Source organism: Pontixanthobacter rizhaonensis (assembly GCF_012972675.1).
GTDB lineage: Bacteria > Pseudomonadota > Alphaproteobacteria > Sphingomonadales > Sphingomonadaceae > Pontixanthobacter > Pontixanthobacter rizhaonensis.
Genome location: NZ_JABCRE010000003.1, coordinates 953,729 through 971,224 on the forward strand (window position 1 = coordinate 953,729; position 17,496 = coordinate 971,224).

17 protein-coding genes are annotated in these 17,496 nt (G+C 55.7%); 8 read left to right on the forward strand and 9 right to left on the reverse strand.

The window, feature by feature from the left end; all coding sequences use genetic code 11:
• Nucleotides 1-19 precede the first annotated feature (19 nt).
• The 3 genes from HKD42_RS12355 to kynU are packed head-to-tail and all read left to right on the forward strand — an operon-like array spanning nt 20 to nt 2,657.
• Nucleotides 20-811, forward strand: coding sequence for a tryptophan 2,3-dioxygenase (locus HKD42_RS12355; RefSeq protein WP_170013766.1), 792 nt, complete (start codon nt 20-22; stop codon nt 809-811).
• On the forward strand, nt 808-1,437 hold the full coding sequence (gene kynB, locus HKD42_RS12360; RefSeq protein ID WP_170013768.1) for an arylformamidase: 630 nt from the start codon (nt 808-810) through the stop codon (nt 1,435-1,437). Before HKD42_RS12355 ends, kynB begins: the two co-directional genes overlap by 4 nt.
• Entirely contained in the window at nt 1,434-2,657 is a 1,224-nt protein-coding gene (kynU, locus tag HKD42_RS12365; RefSeq protein ID WP_425500385.1) for a kynureninase, read from the forward strand. Before kynB ends, kynU begins: the two co-directional genes overlap by 4 nt.
• 472 nt (nt 2,658-3,129) lie before the next feature.
• Here the strand turns inward: kynU and HKD42_RS12370 are convergent, their stop codons facing one another.
• The gene (locus HKD42_RS12370) at nt 3,130-3,735 is read right to left on the reverse strand and encodes an HNH endonuclease (protein ID WP_343042394.1); all 606 of its coding nucleotides are present in this window, start codon (nt 3,733-3,735) and stop codon (nt 3,130-3,132) included.
• 138 nt (nt 3,736-3,873) lie between these two features.
• On the opposite strand from HKD42_RS12370, the gene gluQRS reads away from it, so the two are divergent.
• From gluQRS to HKD42_RS12390, 4 genes are all read left to right on the forward strand, one after another.
• Nucleotides 3,874-4,695 carry a tRNA glutamyl-Q(34) synthetase GluQRS gene (gene gluQRS / locus HKD42_RS12375; protein WP_170013772.1) on the forward strand — a complete coding sequence of 274 codons (822 nt, stop codon included), beginning with the start codon at nt 3,874-3,876 and terminating at the stop codon, nt 4,693-4,695.
• 18 nt (nt 4,696-4,713) lie between these two features.
• The gene (locus tag HKD42_RS12380) at nt 4,714-4,950 is read left to right on the forward strand and encodes an HIG1 domain-containing protein (protein ID WP_170013774.1); all 237 of its coding nucleotides are present in this window, start codon (nt 4,714-4,716) and stop codon (nt 4,948-4,950) included.
• Entirely contained in the window at nt 4,951-5,535 is a 585-nt protein-coding gene (locus HKD42_RS12385; protein WP_170013776.1) for a cob(I)yrinic acid a,c-diamide adenosyltransferase, read from the forward strand.
• A gap of 89 nt (nt 5,536-5,624) precedes the next feature.
• Nucleotides 5,625-6,494 carry a 3-hydroxyacyl-CoA dehydrogenase NAD-binding domain-containing protein gene (locus HKD42_RS12390; protein ID WP_170013778.1) on the forward strand — a complete coding sequence of 290 codons (870 nt, stop codon included), beginning with the start codon at nt 5,625-5,627 and terminating at the stop codon, nt 6,492-6,494.
• Between the two features lie 7 nt (nt 6,495-6,501).
• On the opposite strand, the gene HKD42_RS12395 is transcribed toward HKD42_RS12390, so the two are convergent.
• The 3 genes from HKD42_RS12395 to mutS all read right to left on the reverse strand — a co-directional run bounded on the left by HKD42_RS12395 (nt 6,502) and on the right by mutS (nt 9,923).
• Nucleotides 6,502-6,894 (reverse strand): YidH family protein, encoded by a 393-nt coding sequence (locus HKD42_RS12395; RefSeq protein ID WP_170013780.1) that lies wholly within the window; start codon nt 6,892-6,894, stop codon nt 6,502-6,504.
• Nucleotides 6,866-7,240: a hypothetical protein gene (locus tag HKD42_RS12400; protein WP_170013782.1), complete on the reverse strand. Its 375-nt coding sequence runs from the start codon at nt 7,238-7,240 to the stop codon at nt 6,866-6,868. Before HKD42_RS12400 ends, HKD42_RS12395 begins: the two co-directional genes overlap by 29 nt.
• A 73-nt stretch (nt 7,241-7,313) precedes the next feature.
• Nucleotides 7,314-9,923, reverse strand: coding sequence for a DNA mismatch repair protein MutS (mutS, locus tag HKD42_RS12405; RefSeq protein WP_170013784.1), 2,610 nt, complete (start codon nt 9,921-9,923; stop codon nt 7,314-7,316).
• Nucleotides 9,924-10,044: 121 nt separating this feature from the next.
• Between mutS and HKD42_RS12410 the strand changes: the two genes are divergently transcribed.
• Nucleotides 10,045-12,306 carry a phosphate acyltransferase gene (locus tag HKD42_RS12410; RefSeq protein WP_170013786.1) on the forward strand — a complete coding sequence of 754 codons (2,262 nt, stop codon included), beginning with the start codon at nt 10,045-10,047 and terminating at the stop codon, nt 12,304-12,306.
• Nucleotides 12,307-12,309: 3 nt separating this feature from the next.
• On the opposite strand, the gene HKD42_RS12415 is transcribed toward HKD42_RS12410, so the two are convergent.
• From HKD42_RS12415 to rpoN, 5 genes are all read right to left on the reverse strand, one after another.
• Nucleotides 12,310-13,029, reverse strand: a complete 720-nt coding sequence (locus HKD42_RS12415) for a DUF3592 domain-containing protein (protein ID WP_170013788.1) — start codon at nt 13,027-13,029, stop codon at nt 12,310-12,312.
• Nucleotides 13,002-13,703, reverse strand: coding sequence for a tRNA (guanine(46)-N(7))-methyltransferase TrmB (gene trmB / locus HKD42_RS12420; protein WP_170013790.1), 702 nt, complete (start codon nt 13,701-13,703; stop codon nt 13,002-13,004). Before trmB ends, HKD42_RS12415 begins: the two co-directional genes overlap by 28 nt.
• Nucleotides 13,704-13,734: 31 nt before the next feature.
• Nucleotides 13,735-14,943: an OpgC domain-containing protein gene (gene opgC, locus HKD42_RS12425; RefSeq protein WP_170013792.1), complete on the reverse strand. Its 1,209-nt coding sequence runs from the start codon at nt 14,941-14,943 to the stop codon at nt 13,735-13,737.
• Nucleotides 14,944-15,099: 156 nt separating this feature from the next.
• Complete coding sequence (gene ctrA / locus HKD42_RS12430; RefSeq protein ID WP_170013794.1) at nt 15,100-15,795, reverse strand: response regulator transcription factor CtrA; 696 nt, start codon at nt 15,793-15,795, stop codon at nt 15,100-15,102.
• 227 nt (nt 15,796-16,022) lie between these two features.
• Entirely contained in the window at nt 16,023-17,477 is a 1,455-nt protein-coding gene (rpoN, locus tag HKD42_RS12435) for an RNA polymerase factor sigma-54 (RefSeq protein ID WP_170013796.1), read from the reverse strand.
• Nucleotides 17,478-17,496 lie beyond the last annotated feature (19 nt).

Genomic DNA, 17,496 nt, shown 5'->3' on the forward strand with positions numbered 1-17,496 from the left:
TTGTGCCTATAGTTGGCGCATGACCAAAAGTGTTACCTATTCCAGCTACCTCGATCTTGAGCGCATTCTATCGGCGCAGCACCCAGCGTCTGATGCCCATGACGAGATGCTGTTTATCGTCGTCCATCAGGCGAGCGAGTTATGGCTGAAACTGTGCCTGCATGAACTGGAAGAGGCCCGGACGTATATCGCAGCTGACACGTTGCGGCCCGCTTTCAAAATGTTGTCGCGGGTTGCGCGGGCGCAGAATCAGCTGATTTCCAGTTGGGATGTGTTGTCCACTATGACCCCGCATGATTATTCGTTGGTCAGGCCGCATTTAGGTAGCTCGTCCGGCTTCCAATCGGCGCAGTACCGGTTGATGGAATTCCTGCTGGGTGGCCGAAATCCCGATATGGTGACAATGCATGAGGCGACCCCGGATATTGCCGCGAAGCTCACTGCAGAACTTGACCGTGCCAGCCTGTATGATGAAGCGATCCGCCTTTTGGCGCGGCGGGGGTTTGCGATCCCGCTGGAGGTATTGGAACGCGACGTGCAAACCCCGTGGACGGCCTCTGCCGAAGTGGAGGCGGCGTGGGCGGACATATATCGCGATCCCGGCACATATTGGGACTTATATGAACTCGCAGAAAAACTGGTTGATCTGGAATATCATTTCCAGCGTTGGCGGTTTGGCCATCTAAAGACGGTCGAACGCATTATCGGTTATAAAAAAGGCACGGGCGGTACGGCTGGCGTTCCCTATCTGGAAGCGGTCTTGAAACAGACATTTTTCCCGGAATTGCTGTCTGTGAGGACCGCGATATGAGCAGCCGAAAACTGTGGGATATTACCCAGCGCCTGCGTGCGAATTTGCCGGTTTGGCCGGGCGATACGGCCTTCTCGCACCAACAAACATGGGCGATGGATGATGGATCACCCGTCAATGTTTCCAAGCTGACGCTTTCCACCCATAGCGGCACCCATGCGGATGCGCCGCTGCATTATGATCCCAGCGGTGAAGACAGCGCCGCTGCCGACCTCGCGATCTATTGCGGCGAATGTCTGGTGGTGGATGCGCGTAATACCGGCGCCGCGATTGAAGTCGGTGATTTGCCGCATTTGCATTCTGCCGACCGGGTTCTGTTTCGCACCTATGACAGCTTCCCGCATGATGCATGGGACGAAGGTTTCACCGCGATTGCCCCGGAAGCGATCCAGTGGTTGGCGGTCCAAGGGGTTAGACTGGTCGGCATCGATACACCGTCGCTCGATCCGCAAAATTCCAAGACGATGGATGCGCATAAGGCAGTGCTCGCGGCGGATATGCGAATATTGGAGGGCTTGGTTCTCGATGATGTCCCAGAGGGGCGGTACGAACTGATTGCCCTGCCATTGCCGATTGTGGGTGTAGATGCCTCCCCGGTCCGCGCGATTTTGCGAGAATTGCCATGAGTCTGCTGGACGAAGCCAAAGCGCTTGATGCGGCTGATCCGTTGCGCGCCTATCGCGATCAATTCGATCTGCCAGAAGGCGTGATTTACCTCGATGGCAATTCCTTAGGGGCATTGCCGAAGCGCACGCGAGGCCGTTTGCAGCAGGTGGTTGACACCGAATGGGGCGACGGGCTGATACGCAGTTGGAACAGCGCAGATTGGATCGGCACCCCGCAGCGGATTGGGGCCAAGATCGCCCCATTGATAGGCGCGCAGTCGCATGAAGTGATTGCCTGCGATAGTGTCTCGGTCAATCTTACCAAACTGATTGGCGCGGCGCTCAAGATGCGTCCGGGGCGCACAGTCATTCTGTCTGAACCCGGTAATTTTCCGACCGACCTGTATATGATCCAAGGACTCGCGGGGCAGGGTATGGCCGAGCAACGTCTGGCTCATCGTGACCAGATTATCGAGGGGCTCAATGAAGATGTCGCACTGCTGATGCTCACCCATGTCCATTACAAAACGGGCGCGATGTTCGATATGGCCGCGCTGACCAAAGCGGCGCATGATGCGGGCGCTCTGGTGCTGTGGGATTTATCGCATAGCGGCGGTGCAGTGCCGGTTGATTTGAACGAATGCGACGCTGATTTTGCGGTGGGCTGCGGCTATAAATACTTGAATGGCGGCCCAGGTGCGCCCGCCTATGCCTATGTGGCTGAGCGGCATCATGAAACCTTCCAGCAACCGATCACCGGCTGGATGGGCCACGCACGGCCTTTCGCCTTTTCAGACGAGTATGAGCCAGCAGAGGGTGTCAGTCGGATGCTTGCGGGCACCCCGCCGATTTTGGCTATGGCGGCGCTGGAAAGCGGGGTGGAGCTGATGGCGGAAATCGGGATGGAGCCACTGGTGGCCAAGTCCCGCGCATTGTCTGAATTCTTCCGCACTGCGATGGCCGAACACTGCCCGCAAATGGAGCCGGTCAGCCCGGCTCATCCAACGCAGCGCGGCAGCCAATTATCCTATTATCACCCAGAGGCTTACGCGATCTGCCAAGCTCTGATCGCGCGTGGTATCATCGGCGATTTCCGCGATCCGGATGTACTGCGGTTCGGTTTTGCGCCAGCCTATGTGTCGTTCGAGGATGCCGGTAAGGCGGTTGCTGCTCTGAAGGAGATTCTTGAAACAGGCGCTTGGGATAGGCCAGAATTCAAACAGCGTGCTGCGGTGACTTAGAAGGCAGTAGTCTTTTCCCTTCGAATCTAGGGCGTAAATTCAAATGGAAAAAAGCTTCTAGCATTTTGCTGAGCGCATCTCCATCATCACTGCCGTTTCGGCTCTCGTAATCGATAGGAAGGCGTATATTGGCCCGCCCAAAATTCTGAAAAAGCCAAGCATCGATTTCATGTTCTAAGCCTGTATAGCCAAACTCCTCACGATTTAACCAAATGTCTTTTGCAAATGTGCTTCCAGCCCGCTTTGTCCCGTAATGCTGGCTCGTAAACCTCGGTGAGTACGCGGTTTGCCCGACACGTAGCCACCTATGTCCTTGGAAGAAGAGGTACACACCGCGTTCGAGGTGTAAGGGAGATGGGCGGGTATGAGGCCCCGCATCAAATTCTAGTTTGGGCTGAGTCAAATCTAACTTTGATACACCGTGAATTTCGACGAAGCGTTTTAGTAGTTCTAGCAAGACTTCTTTGATAGCTTACCCCTCCAATTCAATATCCCAATAGAGCCAGTCGCGCCATGTTTCGTGGAGGTAATTGGGCGGATAGGCGCGGCCAAATTCTTGCAATTGCCAGCTGGTCGGGCGGATCGGGCTGACCGATTTCATCCGCGCTTGTTTGGGCGTGCGGCCGCCTTTCTTCATGTTGCAGGGCGCACAGGCCGTCGCGATGTTTTCCCACGATGTCTTTCCGCCAAGGCGCCGGGGCGTAACATGGTCAAAGGTCAGATTGTCACCGCTGCCGCAATATTGGCAGGCGAACTTATCGCGCAGAAAAAGGTTGAAGCGCGTGAAGGCAGGCCATTCATTGGGTTTCACATATTGGCGCAGCGCAATAACCGACGGGACTTGCATATCGAGCGAGGGCGAATGCACCGCCCGGTCATAACTCGCGACAATATCGACCCGGTCCAGAAACACCGCCTTGATCGCGGTTTGCCACGGCCACAGGCTCAGCGGATAATAGGACAGCGGCGTATAATCCGCATTCAGCACAAGGGCAGGGCAGGCGGAAAGGTTGCTGCCCGCATCTTCGGTTGCGCTTCTAAATTGCGCGGCACGTTCAATCAGTTCGGCTTTGAACACTGTGGCGTTCCCTTCTGATGGACATGAAATGAGCATTTGCACCAAACAGCGTCAACCCTGTTACAACCCCGCAATCCACAGGCATTTACTGCCGATTCGTATCAAGAAGGGCGTTTAGGCTACTGTGCGGCACCTAATATGATTGTCACTCGTTTTGCCCCCAGCCCCAATGGTATGCTCCATCTAGGACACGCATTTGCGGCGATTACGGCACATGATCTGGCGATGGATGCTGGCGGGCGTTTTCTCGTTCGGATCGAAGATATTGATGGTGCGCGCAGCCGGCCAGAACTTGCCGATGCGTTTCGAGAAGATTTGGTATGGCTTGGGCTGACATGGGATGAAGTGCCTGCCCAATCATCCCGGCTTACACGGTACGATGATGTCGCCCAGCAACTTGAACGCGCGGGTTTGTTATACCCCTGCATCTGCACCCGGTCAGACATAGCCGCCGCCGCTGAGGTGACAGGGCCGGAGGGGCCGGTTTACCCTGGGACATGTAAGGGCAAGGCGTTGCAGCCAAGCGAACCAGCGGCGCTGCGATTGGACGTTGCAGAAGCCATCCGGCGATCCGGCCCGTTGCAGTGGCAGGACGCCCTGGCAGGTTATCAGCAAGCGGACCCGGCCGCGCTTGGGGATGTGGTGCTGGTCCGGAAAAGCGAGCCAGCAAGCTATCACCTGGCGGCGACTCTGGATGATGCCGAAGATGGCGTGACATTGGTAACACGGGGCGAAGATCTGTTTGCGGCAACGCATATTCACCGGTTGTTGCAATCATTGCTCGATCTACCGGTGCCCACTTGGCATCATCACCCGCTTATTGTGGACGAAGAAGGGCGCAAGCTGGCCAAGCGGCGCGGGTCGCTATCATTGGCAGATTTGCGCGCATCGGGTATGAATGGCATTCAATTGGGCACCGATTTGCGTGCCGGGCGTTATCGTCAACACAGCACACATTAATCCTGTAAAGGCATTCCCATGCAAACTCTGTTTATCATCGTTCTCGTTGGCCTATGCGTGATGGTCCTTATCTCGCTTGTGCGCGGGATTGTGGCGTTCATGCAAAGCACCAAAATTGATCTGGAAACAGGCGAAAGCCAAGACGCGACGGAAATGCAAATGAAGCAGAACAAAGCCATGTTCGCGCGGATCAAGTATCAGGCATTGGCCATCATTGTCGTCGGGATTATTCTGGCGATTAGCCGGGCTGGCTAAGTGGTTAAACTCAACAAAATATATACGCGAACCGGCGATGATGGTTCGACCGGTCTGGTCGATGGGTCGCGGGTGGATAAACATGCAGCCCGTATCGAAGCGATCGGGGCCGTCGATGAAGCGAACAGTGCTTTGGGGCTTGCCGCAATTTCTTTGCAAGGCGGCGCCTATGCGGATCCGGTCGAGCGGATTCAGAATGATCTTTTCGATCTCGGCGCTGATCTCGCAACGCCGCTGGGCGATATCGGCGGTAACGACTTTGAACCGTCAGAAATGGTTTTGCGGGTTGTAGCGAGCCAGGTGGATTGGTTGGAGGATGCGATTGACAGCCTGAACGAAAACCTCGCTCCGCTGACCAGTTTCGTTCTTCCCGGCGGCAGCGAAGCGGCTGCGCGAATGCATATTGCCCGGGCAAGTGTTCGCCGGGCGGAACGCTCTATGACCCAGCTTGCTGCGGCAGAGCCGGTTAACCCGAACGCCTTGGCCTATATCAACCGGTTGTCAGACTATCTGTTCGTTTTGGCGCGCGTTTTGAATGATAATGGCGCTGCGGATGTTAAATGGGTGCCGGGCGCAAGCCGATAGCATATCTGTAGGGCTTGGTTTCCGCGCTAGTCATACGCTGAATCACCCGCTAACAGGCTGACTTTGCTGCAAGTGCGAAGGAATACTCAATGGATCAGATCGCTGTTATTGGTGCCGGCCAAATGGGCTCGGGCATCGCTCAAACTGTCGCTCAAAACGGCGGTAGAGTGCTGTTGTCCGATATCGATCTGGCGGTTGCAGAAAAGGCCAAGGTTGGAATTGACAAGTCGCTTGGCAAACTTGTGGGCCGAGGCAAGATCGAGATTGCAGAGGCTGAAGCGGCGCTGGCACGGATCACGCCGATTGCTGACAATGCTGCAATGGCGGATGCCGCACTGATCATCGAGGCTGCAACCGAGCGCGAGCAGGTTAAAAAGGCTATTTTTGAAGCTGCTGGGGAATTCCTCGCCGATGGTGCCATCATGGCCAGCAATACCAGCTCCATACCGATTACACGTATGGCGAATTATGCACCGGATCCGGCGCGCTTTATTGGCCTCCATTTCTTCAATCCAGTGCCGGTAATGGGGCTGATCGAAGTCATTCCGGGCTTGGCCACAGCGCAAGCGACGACCGACCGGATCACTGCATTCGCCGAAGGTTTGGGCAAGCAAGTGGTATTGTCTCAGGACGAGCCGGGCTTTGTCGTAAACCGGATTCTGCTGCCGATGATCAACGAGGCGGTATTTGTCCTTGGGCAGAGCACCGCCAATATTGAAGATATCGATAAGGGCTGCAGATTGGGATTGAACCACCCGATGGGTCCGCTGCAACTGGCCGATTTTGTCGGCCTTGATACGTGCTTTGAAATTATCAAAGTGCTGTATGATACAACAGGCGACAGCAAATATCGGCCCGCACCTTTATTGGTCAAATATGTGGAAGCGGGCTGGCTTGGCCGCAAAACCGGTCGCGGCTTCTATGATTATTCCGGTGAAGAGCCCGTCCCTACGCGATAAAGTTGCTTTAAGCTGCGGTAGACTCTCGTAAAAACCACAAGGCTATCGCGAGAATTATTGCACCGGCCGTTACGATGTAACTAAGCCAGCGCATCTGTAGCGTCGCGGGCCGATCGACGTCATGACTGTCCAAGCGGGATAGAGTCTGGCAGGCATTGCGCTGCGCGGACCACGATACGGCTGCTCCGAGCAATATGAAAACAGTCGCAATGGCTTTGGCCAACCATGGCGGATCGAATTCACCGAATAAGGCCCTAAAGCCGAGGCCGATACCGATTGCGGCAAACGCAGTGCGCTGCCACCCGGCATATGTTCGTTCTGTGGCTTGGACGGTTCGGTCCTCAGCCCAATCTGTTCTCTGTTCGGCTAGGTCAGTTGAATTGGGATTCGATTTCGGCATTATCCACTATTACAGAGACTTCGCCTTCCGGGCTAGAGCCACCGGTTGTCGGGATATAGCCGTTCCCATCATCGGAATCGTCAAATGATGGCTCTCCCTCGGAATCCCCCTCCGGCGACGGGTCAAAACCGGCTGTATCGTCAATCAGCCCTTCATCGCCATCTTCAGAGGCTTCATTGAATTCCTCCGGGCTGGGTGGGGGCGGTGGACGACGGGTGGGGCGAGGTTCCTCTGCCGCACTGGCCTCTACCCGTTCCTGCGGCATTTCGATCTGCTCCGGGTTGCCGCTACTCAGCTTGTCATCATCGCTGTTCATGTAGGTCGTTGCGCCATACACAGCGATCAACAGCAGTCCGAGCGCGACAAGGCGGTTCTGGGAAAGTAAATCCAACATACGCAAAACTGTAGACCAACAGGTCTTAAAGTTTGGTAGATTCAGCGTCGCGTTTCAATTGATAGAGCAGGTCGAGCGCTTCGCGCGGCGAAAGGGCATCGATATCGAGTTCTTGCAAGCGGGATAGGAAAGTAGTTTCCTCATCGTTCTCGTCTTCAGCAATGACCGACGCGAACAGAGGTAAATCCCCGAGTCCCGCTGCAAGACCGCCGGTCTCCTCCCGCCCCTTCTCGAGCTTTGCCAATACGGATTTCGCGCGGGACACCACCGGTTTTGGAATACCTGCCAAGCGCGCCACGGCCAGCCCATAGCTGCGATCAGCAGGACCTTCTGCCAGTTCATGAAGCAGGACGAGGTCTCCCTTCCATTCGCGTGCCCGAACGTGGTGGAGTGACAGGGAATCGCAGGTTTCTGCGAGGCGGGCGAGTTCATGATAATGGGTTGCGAACAAACAGCGGCAGCGGTTTGTTTCATGCACGGCCTCGACCACGGCCCACGCTAGAGCTAGCCCGTCATAGGTCGAGGTGCCGCGGCCAACTTCATCGAGAATCACAAAACTGCGTTCGCTCGCTTGCGCAAGGATAGCGGCAGTCTCGACCATCTCGACCATGAAGGTCGACCGCCCTTTGGCGAGATTGTCTGAGGCACCTACCCGACTGAACAGCCGATCGACCAAACCAATTTCGGCTCGCTCTGCCGGAACAAAGCCGCCCGCCTGCGCCAGCAATACGATCAAAGCATTCTGCCTGAGGAAGGTCGATTTACCGCCCATATTCGGGCCACCGATCAGCCAGAGCCGGTCTGCGTTTTTAAGGGTGCAATCATTCGCAACGAAGCGATCCCCGGTTGCTGACAGCGCACTTTCCACGACCGGGTGGCGCCCACCTGTGATGGTGATCGCGTTATCGTCTCTGATGGCTGGTTTGCACCAACTGCCTTCGGCGGCCCTCTCTGCCTGACCTGCCGCCACATCCAGCCGCGCTAAAGCTGTCGCGGTGGTGGCAATGGCTTCCCGCACGGAGGCGACCTGTTCGATAAGTTCTTCGAAATGTGCTTCCTCTGCAGCGAGTGCCCGTCCGCCAGCTTCGGTTATCCGGCCAGCCTCTTCGTGCAGTGTCAATGAGTTAAACCGCACTGCACCTGCCATCGTCTGGCGGTGGGTGAAACCGCTATCGGGCGCCATCAACGCATCGGCATGTTTGGCGGGCACTTCAATAAAGTACCCCAGCACTCCATTATGCTTGATTTTCAATGCCGTGATGCCAGTCTCGTCGCGGTATCTGGCTTCTAACGCAGCGATGGCCCGGCGGGCATTGCCAGAGACCTCCCGTAATTCGTCAAGCGCGGCATCAAACCCTTCCGCGATAAAGCCGCCCTGAGAACGTTCGGTTGGCGGAGCTGCGACCAGCGCGCGCTGCATCAGATCTACCAAGGCCCCATGCCCGCCCATTGCCGGTAGCAGCGACAGGAGCAGAGGCGGTTGATCCGGCTTGCCAGAGAGAAAGTCTTTGATCCGGCGCGCTTCCGCCAATCCGTCGCGAATCTGCCCCAGATCCCGCGGGCTACCTCGCCCTGCAACAACACGGCCCAGCGCCCGGCTAATGTCCGGCAAGGCCCGAAGCACATCGCGCAAATCGGCTCTTAAAAGCGGATCACCATATATGTACTCTACCAATTCGAGCCGGCGGGAGATGGCGGCCTGATCGCATAGAGGCGCGGCCAGATCCTCTGCCAACTGCCGCGCTCCTGCGCCGGTTACGCAGCGATCGATGGCCGCGACCAAACTTCCCGCCCGTCCGCCTTGTTGCGAGGTCAGTATCTCTAGGCTGGCACGGGTGGCTTCATCCATCGCCAATTGCGCCTCACCGGCCCGCAACTCCGGCGGCAGCAATAAGGGTAAATTACCGCGACCGACATGGTCAAGATAGGCGACCAACCCACCTCCAGCGGCGAGCATCTCGCGCGAGAAATCGCCAAAAGCATCGAGCGTTTTAACCGCATGCAGCTGTTTGAGGCGGCGCTCTCCGTCATCGCTCCCGAAGTCCCCCTTTGGGCGTTTTATCGCATTGTCACCGGGTGGATCCATGCTGTCAGGGAAGATTATCTCGCTGGCTCCGATCCGCGCCAAAGCGGATGGGATGTCACCCGGAAGGCAGCTTTCAAGCACCATTCTACCGGTCGAAATATCGCAGCTGGCCAGTCCAACCGTACCGCGTACGTCACAAATTGCCGCGAGCATGTTGGCACGGCGAGGTTCAAGTAACGCTTCTTCGGTTAGTGTGCCCGCAGTAACGAAGCGAACGATATCGCGCTTTACGAGTGCTTTATACCCGCCGCGCCTCTTGGCTTCTTCCGGCGTCTCGACCTGTTCGGCAATAGCGACACGGCAACCAGCCTTGATCAGCCGCGCCAAATACCCCTCGGCGGCGTGAACGGGCACACCGCACATGGGGACCGGCTCCCCACTGTCTTTTCCGCGCGCGGTCAGCGCGATATCCAGAATGGCGGCAGCCCGTTTGGCATCATCGAAAAACAGCTCGAAGAAGTCACCCATGCGGTAGAAAAGCAAACAGCCTTCTGCCTGTTCTTTCAGAGCATGATACTGCTCCATCATAGGTGTCGACTTACCGGCCATCCATTGGGCGTACCCTTGCCCGCAACGATTCGGAAAGGGCGGTTTGTTGCCTTTCCCCTATCGCTTGCGCCGATGCTCGGTTAGATGAAGCGCTATATTCTATAAAAAAGGGATTTCGGCTGTGGCTGACGACAAGAATTCTGGTTTTACCACTCGCGAAGCATTGTTTTATCACGAGACGATCCGCCCCGGAAAAATCGAGATTATCGCGTCCAAACCGATGGCGACCCAGCGCGATCTGTCGCTCGCTTACTCGCCCGGTGTTGCAGCACCAGTGCAGGCGATTGCTGATGATCCCTCAACCGCTGCGAAATACACGGCGCGGTCTAACTTGGTCGCAGTTATTTCCAACGGAACCGCGATCCTGGGCATGGGTAATTTAGGCGCTTTAGCATCCAAGCCTGTGATGGAAGGAAAGGCGGTTCTGTTTAAACGCTTCGCTGATGTGGACTCGATTGATATCGAACTCGATACAGAAGACCCGGAAGCTTTCATCAATGCAGTGGCTTTGATGGAACCCAGCTTTGGCGGGATCAATCTGGAAGATATCGCTGCGCCGGAGTGCTTTATTATCGAGCAGGCCCTGCGCGAAAAAATGAACATTCCGATCATGCATGATGATCAACACGGGACCGCGATTATTGCGGCAGCCGGCTTGATCAACGCCTGTCACTTGACCGGCCGGGACTTCAAAGATGTGAAGATGGTAGTAAACGGGGCAGGTGCATCTGCTTTGGCCTGTACTGCGTTGATCAAGAGCATTGGCGTGCCGCATGAAAACGTCACTGTATGCGACCGCAAAGGTCCGATCTATCCTGGCCGTGAAAATGTCGATCAATGGAAAAGCGCGCATGCCGTGCCGACAGAAGCGCGTAGTTTGGAAGAAGCACTGGAAGGCGCTGATATCTTCCTGGGCCTATCGGCGGCGGGCGCACTTAAGCCTGAATGGGTGAAGAAGATGGCTGACAAGCCGATAATCTTTGCCATGGCAAATCCTGATCCGGAAATTTTGCCCGATGAGGCCAAAGCTGTCCGTCCTGATGCGATTATCGCCACCGGCCGTTCCGATTTCCCCAACCAGGTTAACAATGTGCTGGGTTTCCCGTTTATCTTCCGCGGCGCGCTGGATGTTCAGGCGACCGGTATTAACGAGGAAATGAAAGTGGCAGCAGCTCACGCGATTGCAGAGCTTGCGCGCCAGCGTGTGCCCGATGAAGTGGCAGCGGCTTATGGCAAGAACCACAAATTCGGAACGGATTATATCATTCCGGCACCGTTTGATCCGCGCCTGATGGAAGTTGTCTCATCTGCCGTTGCGAAAGCCGCGATGGATTCGGGCGTAGCTAAAGCGCCCATTGCGGATTTTGACGTCTATCGCCAATCATTGAAAGCGCGCCTCAACCCGACCACGTCGGTTCTGACCAACACTTATGAAATTGCGAAGGCGAATCCCAAACGCGTGGTATTTGCCGAAGCGGAAGAAGATGTGGTGCTGCGTGCCGCCATCCAGTTCCGTGATTTCGGCTATGGCACGCCTGTTCTGGTGGGCCGGACGAAAGCAATTGCAGACAAGATGCATATGCTGGGCGTGGAAAACCATCGCGATTTTGAAATTCAGAACTCTGCCGATAGCGAGCACGTGCCCGCGATGGTCGAGTATCTCTACAAGCGGCTGCAACGCAAAGGCTATACCGAGCGTGATGTCCGCAGGATGGTCAATCAGGAGCGAAACGTTTTCGCTTCCTTGTTGGTTGCGTTGGGTCACGGTGATGCATTGATTTCCGGTCTGACGCGGACCTTCGCACAGACTGCCCGTGAGGTGAATTTGGTACTGGATGCCAAGCAGGACGCGCTGCCATTTGGTATTCATATGATGATCGGCAAGAACCACACAACGTTCCTTGCCGACACTACGATTAACGAGCGTCCAAGCGCTGAAGAACTGGCCCATATCGCCCGTGAAACGGCAGAGGTTGCCCGCCGGATGGGCCACGAGCCACGCGTGGCATTTTTGTCCTATTCCACCTTCGGCAACCCAAGCGGGAAATGGCTGGACAATATTCGCGGTGCGGTTGCCATTCTGGATCAGGAAGATCCGGGCTTTGAATATGAAGGCGAAATGGCGCCCGATGCCGCGCTGAACAAGAAAGTGATGGAGCTCTATCCATTCAGCCGTCTCTCTGGTCCAGCCAATGTCTTGATTATGCCAGGGCTCCAATCAGCTAATCTTTCCGCAAAAATTCTCAAGGAATTGGGCGGGGATGACACAATTGGCCCGATGCTGATCGGTATGGAGAAGCCGGTGCAAATCGCCCCTATGACGGCGATTGCACCCGATGTGTTGACGTTGGCAGTGTTGGCCGCAGCCGGCGTCGTGGGTTAGCGTTCAATCCGCGCCAATGAATTCGGACAAATCGACATAGTGCTGCTTAGGCTTGTTCGGATTGACTAGCACTCTGACGGATTGCCCCTCCATTTGCTCGCTTGGATCGATCCATAGCATCTCGCTTTTGAATTGCTGTAATTTGCCGGTCGCTGGGTGTGTAGCCTGCGCGACAACGCGGTAGGGGCTGCGGCCGTTCACTTTGACGCTCGTATCGCGGTAGGTTTCGATATATTTGGCTTGGATCGGTAGGCCGCGCTTCAGCAGCTTGGCAATCGTCCGTTTGCGTCCGAAAACGGCGATTAAAATTCCTGCTCCGATCGCGAAGAAAACAAACCCAATGCCGCCAAAGATCAGCACAAACAGATAGTTACCAAGAAAGTCGTCAATTGCGGCACTGCTTGGCTTGTCAGGCTGATATTTGACCGTGACCGGATCGCCTACTGCGTAGCGGGGAGGGCTACTGCTGACGTTGCTTTCAAACCGGTGATATTGGCCGTTTATGTTACGAAACTGTACCCTCGAGGCAGAACCGCTGGAGCTTCGCTGACCATATCCAATCACTGTCCCTTGGGCGGACATGGCGTCTGCAAAAGCGGCTTGCTGATAGAAATGCACCGTCGCTGTGAAGGCCAGCATAACCGCCCCAATAGTGCCGAAGATATATCCCAAGAATTTCACAGCTTGGCCCTCACCTATTTCCGCCGATAGCGGAAATACCATACTTCATGCTTGAATACGTCCCGGGCTTTGCGCTCATACCGTGTTTCGCTCCATCCGCCGGGCCGGTTTTGCCAATCATCAGGCCCTTCGGCGAGCCATTCAAACTTGTCTGTCTGACCGCGCATGATCATCAATGCATGACGTAGATAAATGTCGTGATCTGTGCCGAAACGAAATTCACCGCCGAGTCTTAGCTTATCCGCGATCATATTGACCGGACCATCATTCATCATCCGGCGTTTGGCGTGCCGTGCTTTCGGCCAAGGGTCAGGGTGGAGAAGGTAGACGAAACTGAGCGCGCCATCGGGAATGCGCGAGAGAACTTCCAACGCATCGCCGTGATGGATACGAATATTGGGCAAGTTTCGGTCTTTGGCATGACCCAAGGCGGCGGCGACACCGTTCAAAAACGGCTCGGCCCCGATAAAACCATGATCGGGCAGCATATCGGCGCGGTCAGCCATATGTTCGCCTGATCCAAAGCCAATCTCAAAATGTAGCGGGCGGTCATCGTCAAACAACCCTTGCGAAGTGACTGGACCTTCTAGCGGCGGGGCAATCTTCGGCAGAAATTCATCCACCAGACCTTGCTGATACGCGCGCAAAGGCTTGCCGATGGAACGGCCATAGAGACGGTTGAGAGTGGTGGGATCACCAGGCTTATGGGCAGACATGCTGCGCGTTTAGTGCCAGAGTGTATCGCCCTCAAGCCCTAGCTATATTTGTGCGCCGACGCTTGTTGAATACGGTGTCTTGAATGAGCCTGCTAACTGTGGCCGTGGTAAACCGATCGCTGCGAGCGATACGCAGCATGATGACGAATGCTGCCGCGGTCAGGGCAATTTCCAGCGCTATGGCATTCGCGGATTCCAATAGGACGATCCGATTGACCGATAGCGCCCACAGTAAATTGTCGACGGCAACCGCCAAGATCGCACCAGCGGCAAAGACTTCGAGCGATTTGCGGCCCAGCTGTGTCAGGGGATTGCCGGCGGAAACGCTATGAACCGCCCGTACGACAGGGGCATGGCGCCATGCGATGAAAAGGTAGCCGAGGGCAGCCATATACAACACTCGCAGCGGGGATTGCAGAGTTTTGCTCGCACCGGTCCAGAAGTAGTCATTACGGGTGTTCACCCAGTCTAGTATCTCGGGTGAAAGGCGGGTTAGCACGACGAAGCAAATGGGCGCCGCCAATACCAATAGGGCGGCTGCTCCGGTCAGAATATTGTGCTGTGGGAAGCTTCGTTTTTGTACGATGGCGGCACCCAGCGCAACGCCCACAGCAAACACCAGATTCCACGGTAGAAGCGTCAACGCCAGGTCGACATGGTTTAGACTGTTAACCTCCACCAGGCCAAAATGCCCAGCTGTCACCCAAATTGCCCCAGCAGGAATGAGTGGCAGCCAGAACCGAATTGTGGCGAGCCAGATATACAGCGGGGCGACCACCAAAAGCGCGACGTACAGCCGCAGAACAACCGTATATCCTACGTTTTGCTGCATGGTGAGGACGTGCCAAAGATAGGTGGCAAGGCCGTGCTCCTGAATCATCTCGGTTGGAAAAATTGCCGGATGTGCCGGATCCGCGAACGTAGCTGATACCAGCAATATGCCTAGCGACGCGAACGCGATGACCATGTTGACCAAGAACAGAGTGACCGCCCGCCGCCAAACCTTGGCTCGCCCTTCTGCCAGCGATCGTTGATTGTCGCGCGGGCTGTAGGCGAGAAAGCACGAGATGCCTGCTAGGAACACAAAGGCTTCAGCGCTGTCCGAAAACATCACCCGTGATGGAGAGAAGCCGTTCAGTACACCAACGTAAATGTGGTTGATGAAGATGTTGAGCAAGCAAAACCCGCGGATCGCATCGATCGCGTGAATACGCGTGGATGAAGGCGCGGTTATGTGCATGGTTTCAGCATACCGCCTGACTGTTGGGATAGGGTTAATTTAGTGTGTCAGAGCCGGGCATATGGGTGACACATATTAATAGACGCCCGCAGCGCTTATGCTGCGGGCGTCTATAATCGTCAGGAGACCCGTTGCTGAGGGTAACCTAAAGCCGTCTTAAGCGGCTTCAGCAGCACTTTCGGGATCGCGCAGGACATAACCACGGCCCCACACTGTTTCGATGTAGTTTTCGCCATCGCATGCGTGGCTGAGTTTCTTACGCAGCTTGCAAATGAAGACATCAATAATTTTGAGTTCGGGCTCATCCATGCCGCCATATAGGTGGTTGAGGAACATTTCCTTGGTGAGCGTCGTGCCTTTGCGGAGGCTTAATAGCTCCAGCATGGCATATTCTTTACCGGTCAGGTGAACGCGGGCGCCATCGACTTCGACAGTTTTGGCATCGAGGTTCACGGCCAGCTTACCAGTGCGGATGACCGATTGGCTGTGTCCTTTGGAACGGCGGACAACGGCGTGGATGCGGGCAACCAGCTCTTCGCGGTGGAATGGCTTGGTCACGTAATCGTCAGCACCGAAGCCGAAGCTGCGGATCTTGCTGTCCATCTCGGCAATGCCTGAGAGGATAAGGACGGGCGTTTGCACCTTGGCGACGCGCAGTTTTTTCAGCACATCATAACCGTGCATGTCTGGCAAGTTCAGATCCAGAAGGATGATATCGTAATCATACAGCTTCCCCAGATCGAGGCCTTCTTCGCCCAGATCGGTTGAATAGACATTAAAGCCTTCAGTCGTCAGCATCAGCTCGATAGCTTTTGCTGTTGTTGGCTCGTCTTCAATCAGCAGTACTCTCATGGGTGGTTCCCCTTTACCCCGAATTCGTCTGGTAACACATCGCTAATCAGTGTTACGTTGGATTAACCACAAAACTTCTGAACAAAAAAGGTTAATAAGCCGTAAACCGGCCGAATCCGGCGAGTCGTTTCGTTTCCGAGTCGGGACGTTTTTGTTTTCGGAAACCTATCCTGGCTCGCGGTTTCCTCGCTGGGGCTGTACCGCGTGACCCTTGGGTTCCTTATTGCCTAGATACCCGCGATCTTCTTCGCGCGCCTGCGCTGCACACTGCTGCCGATGCCCATAGCTTCGCGATACTTTGCGACTGTCCTGCGCGCCAGATCGAACCCTTCGGCCTTTAGCAGTTCGACCAATTTGTCGTCCGAGAGAATTTTTTTCGGCTCTTCAGCATCGGTAAGAGCTTTGATACGCGCTTTCACGCTTTCCGAAGATGCGCCGCCTTCTCCATCAGCTCCGCCGCCGACCCCGCTCATAAAGAAATATTTGAGCTCAAAGGTGCCGCGCTCGCAATGCAAATATTTATTCGATGTAACCCGGCTGACCGTGCTTTCGTGCATATCGATTTCTTCAGCAACCTCACGGAGCGTTAGCGGTTTTAGTTCCGATACGCCATTGACGAAAAACCCGCCCTGTTTGGTCACAATCTGGGATGCGACTTTCAAAATAGTCTTTTGACGCTGGTCCAAAGCTTTGATCAGCCAATTGGCATCGCCCAATTTTTCGTTGAGCCAGCCTTGGCTCTCTTTGTCAGTGCAGCCTTCGCGCAATTCAACATAATACCCGCGATTCACAATAAGACGCGGCAGGGTCGCTTCGTTGAGCGCTATATCCCAGCCGCCGCCCTTGGCCGCTGTGATCAATATATCGGGGACAACCGCGGCTTGTATATCAGTGCCATAGGCAAGTCCGGGTTTCGGATCATACTCACGCAGCTCGCTCAGCATGTCGGCAAAATCTTCGTCATCGACATCGCACATGCGTTTCAGCCGGGCAAATTCGCCGCGCGCAACCAGCTCCAGATTATCGATCAACCGCGCCATGCACGGATCGTAACGATCGGCTTCTTTCGCTTGCAGGGCTAGGCATTCGCCCAGATCGCGTGCGCCCACTCCGGTCGGTTCTAGCGCCTGGACCGTGCTCAACGCCCGCTCAACTTCTGTGATCGGGATGGCCAGATCATCGCTGACTTCCCTCAGCGTGCTGCGCAAATATCCCGCTTCATCCAGCAGACCGATCAGGTGCCGGGCAACGAATTCTTCGCGCGCATCGCCGGTTACGCTGCCAATCTGCGCGTCGAGGTGATCGGCAAGCGACAGGGTATCGCTGCTCCGCTCTTCAATTCCGGGTAGATCATCTGGCGGCGCACCGGCGCCACCAGCGCCCCATTCGCCGTCACCGGTATCACGATCTTGGTCAATCGCTGACCGGTCAATATCGAGGGCGGGTTCTTCCGCCGAAGGTGCATCGGCTGATGCCGGTTCGGTCGGAATGTCTTCTGCGGGGCGCGCCTCATCACTTCGTAGTTCGCCAGCTTCCAGCAGCGGGTTGGCTTCCAGAGCATCGCCAATAAACGTCTCAATTTCCAGATTGGACAGGGCAAGTAATTTGATCGCCTGCTGCAATTGAGGCGTCATGACCAGCGATTGCGACTGGCGAAGGTCTAGGCGTGGGCCCAGGGCCATAGTTCAAAGTGCCGCCGCG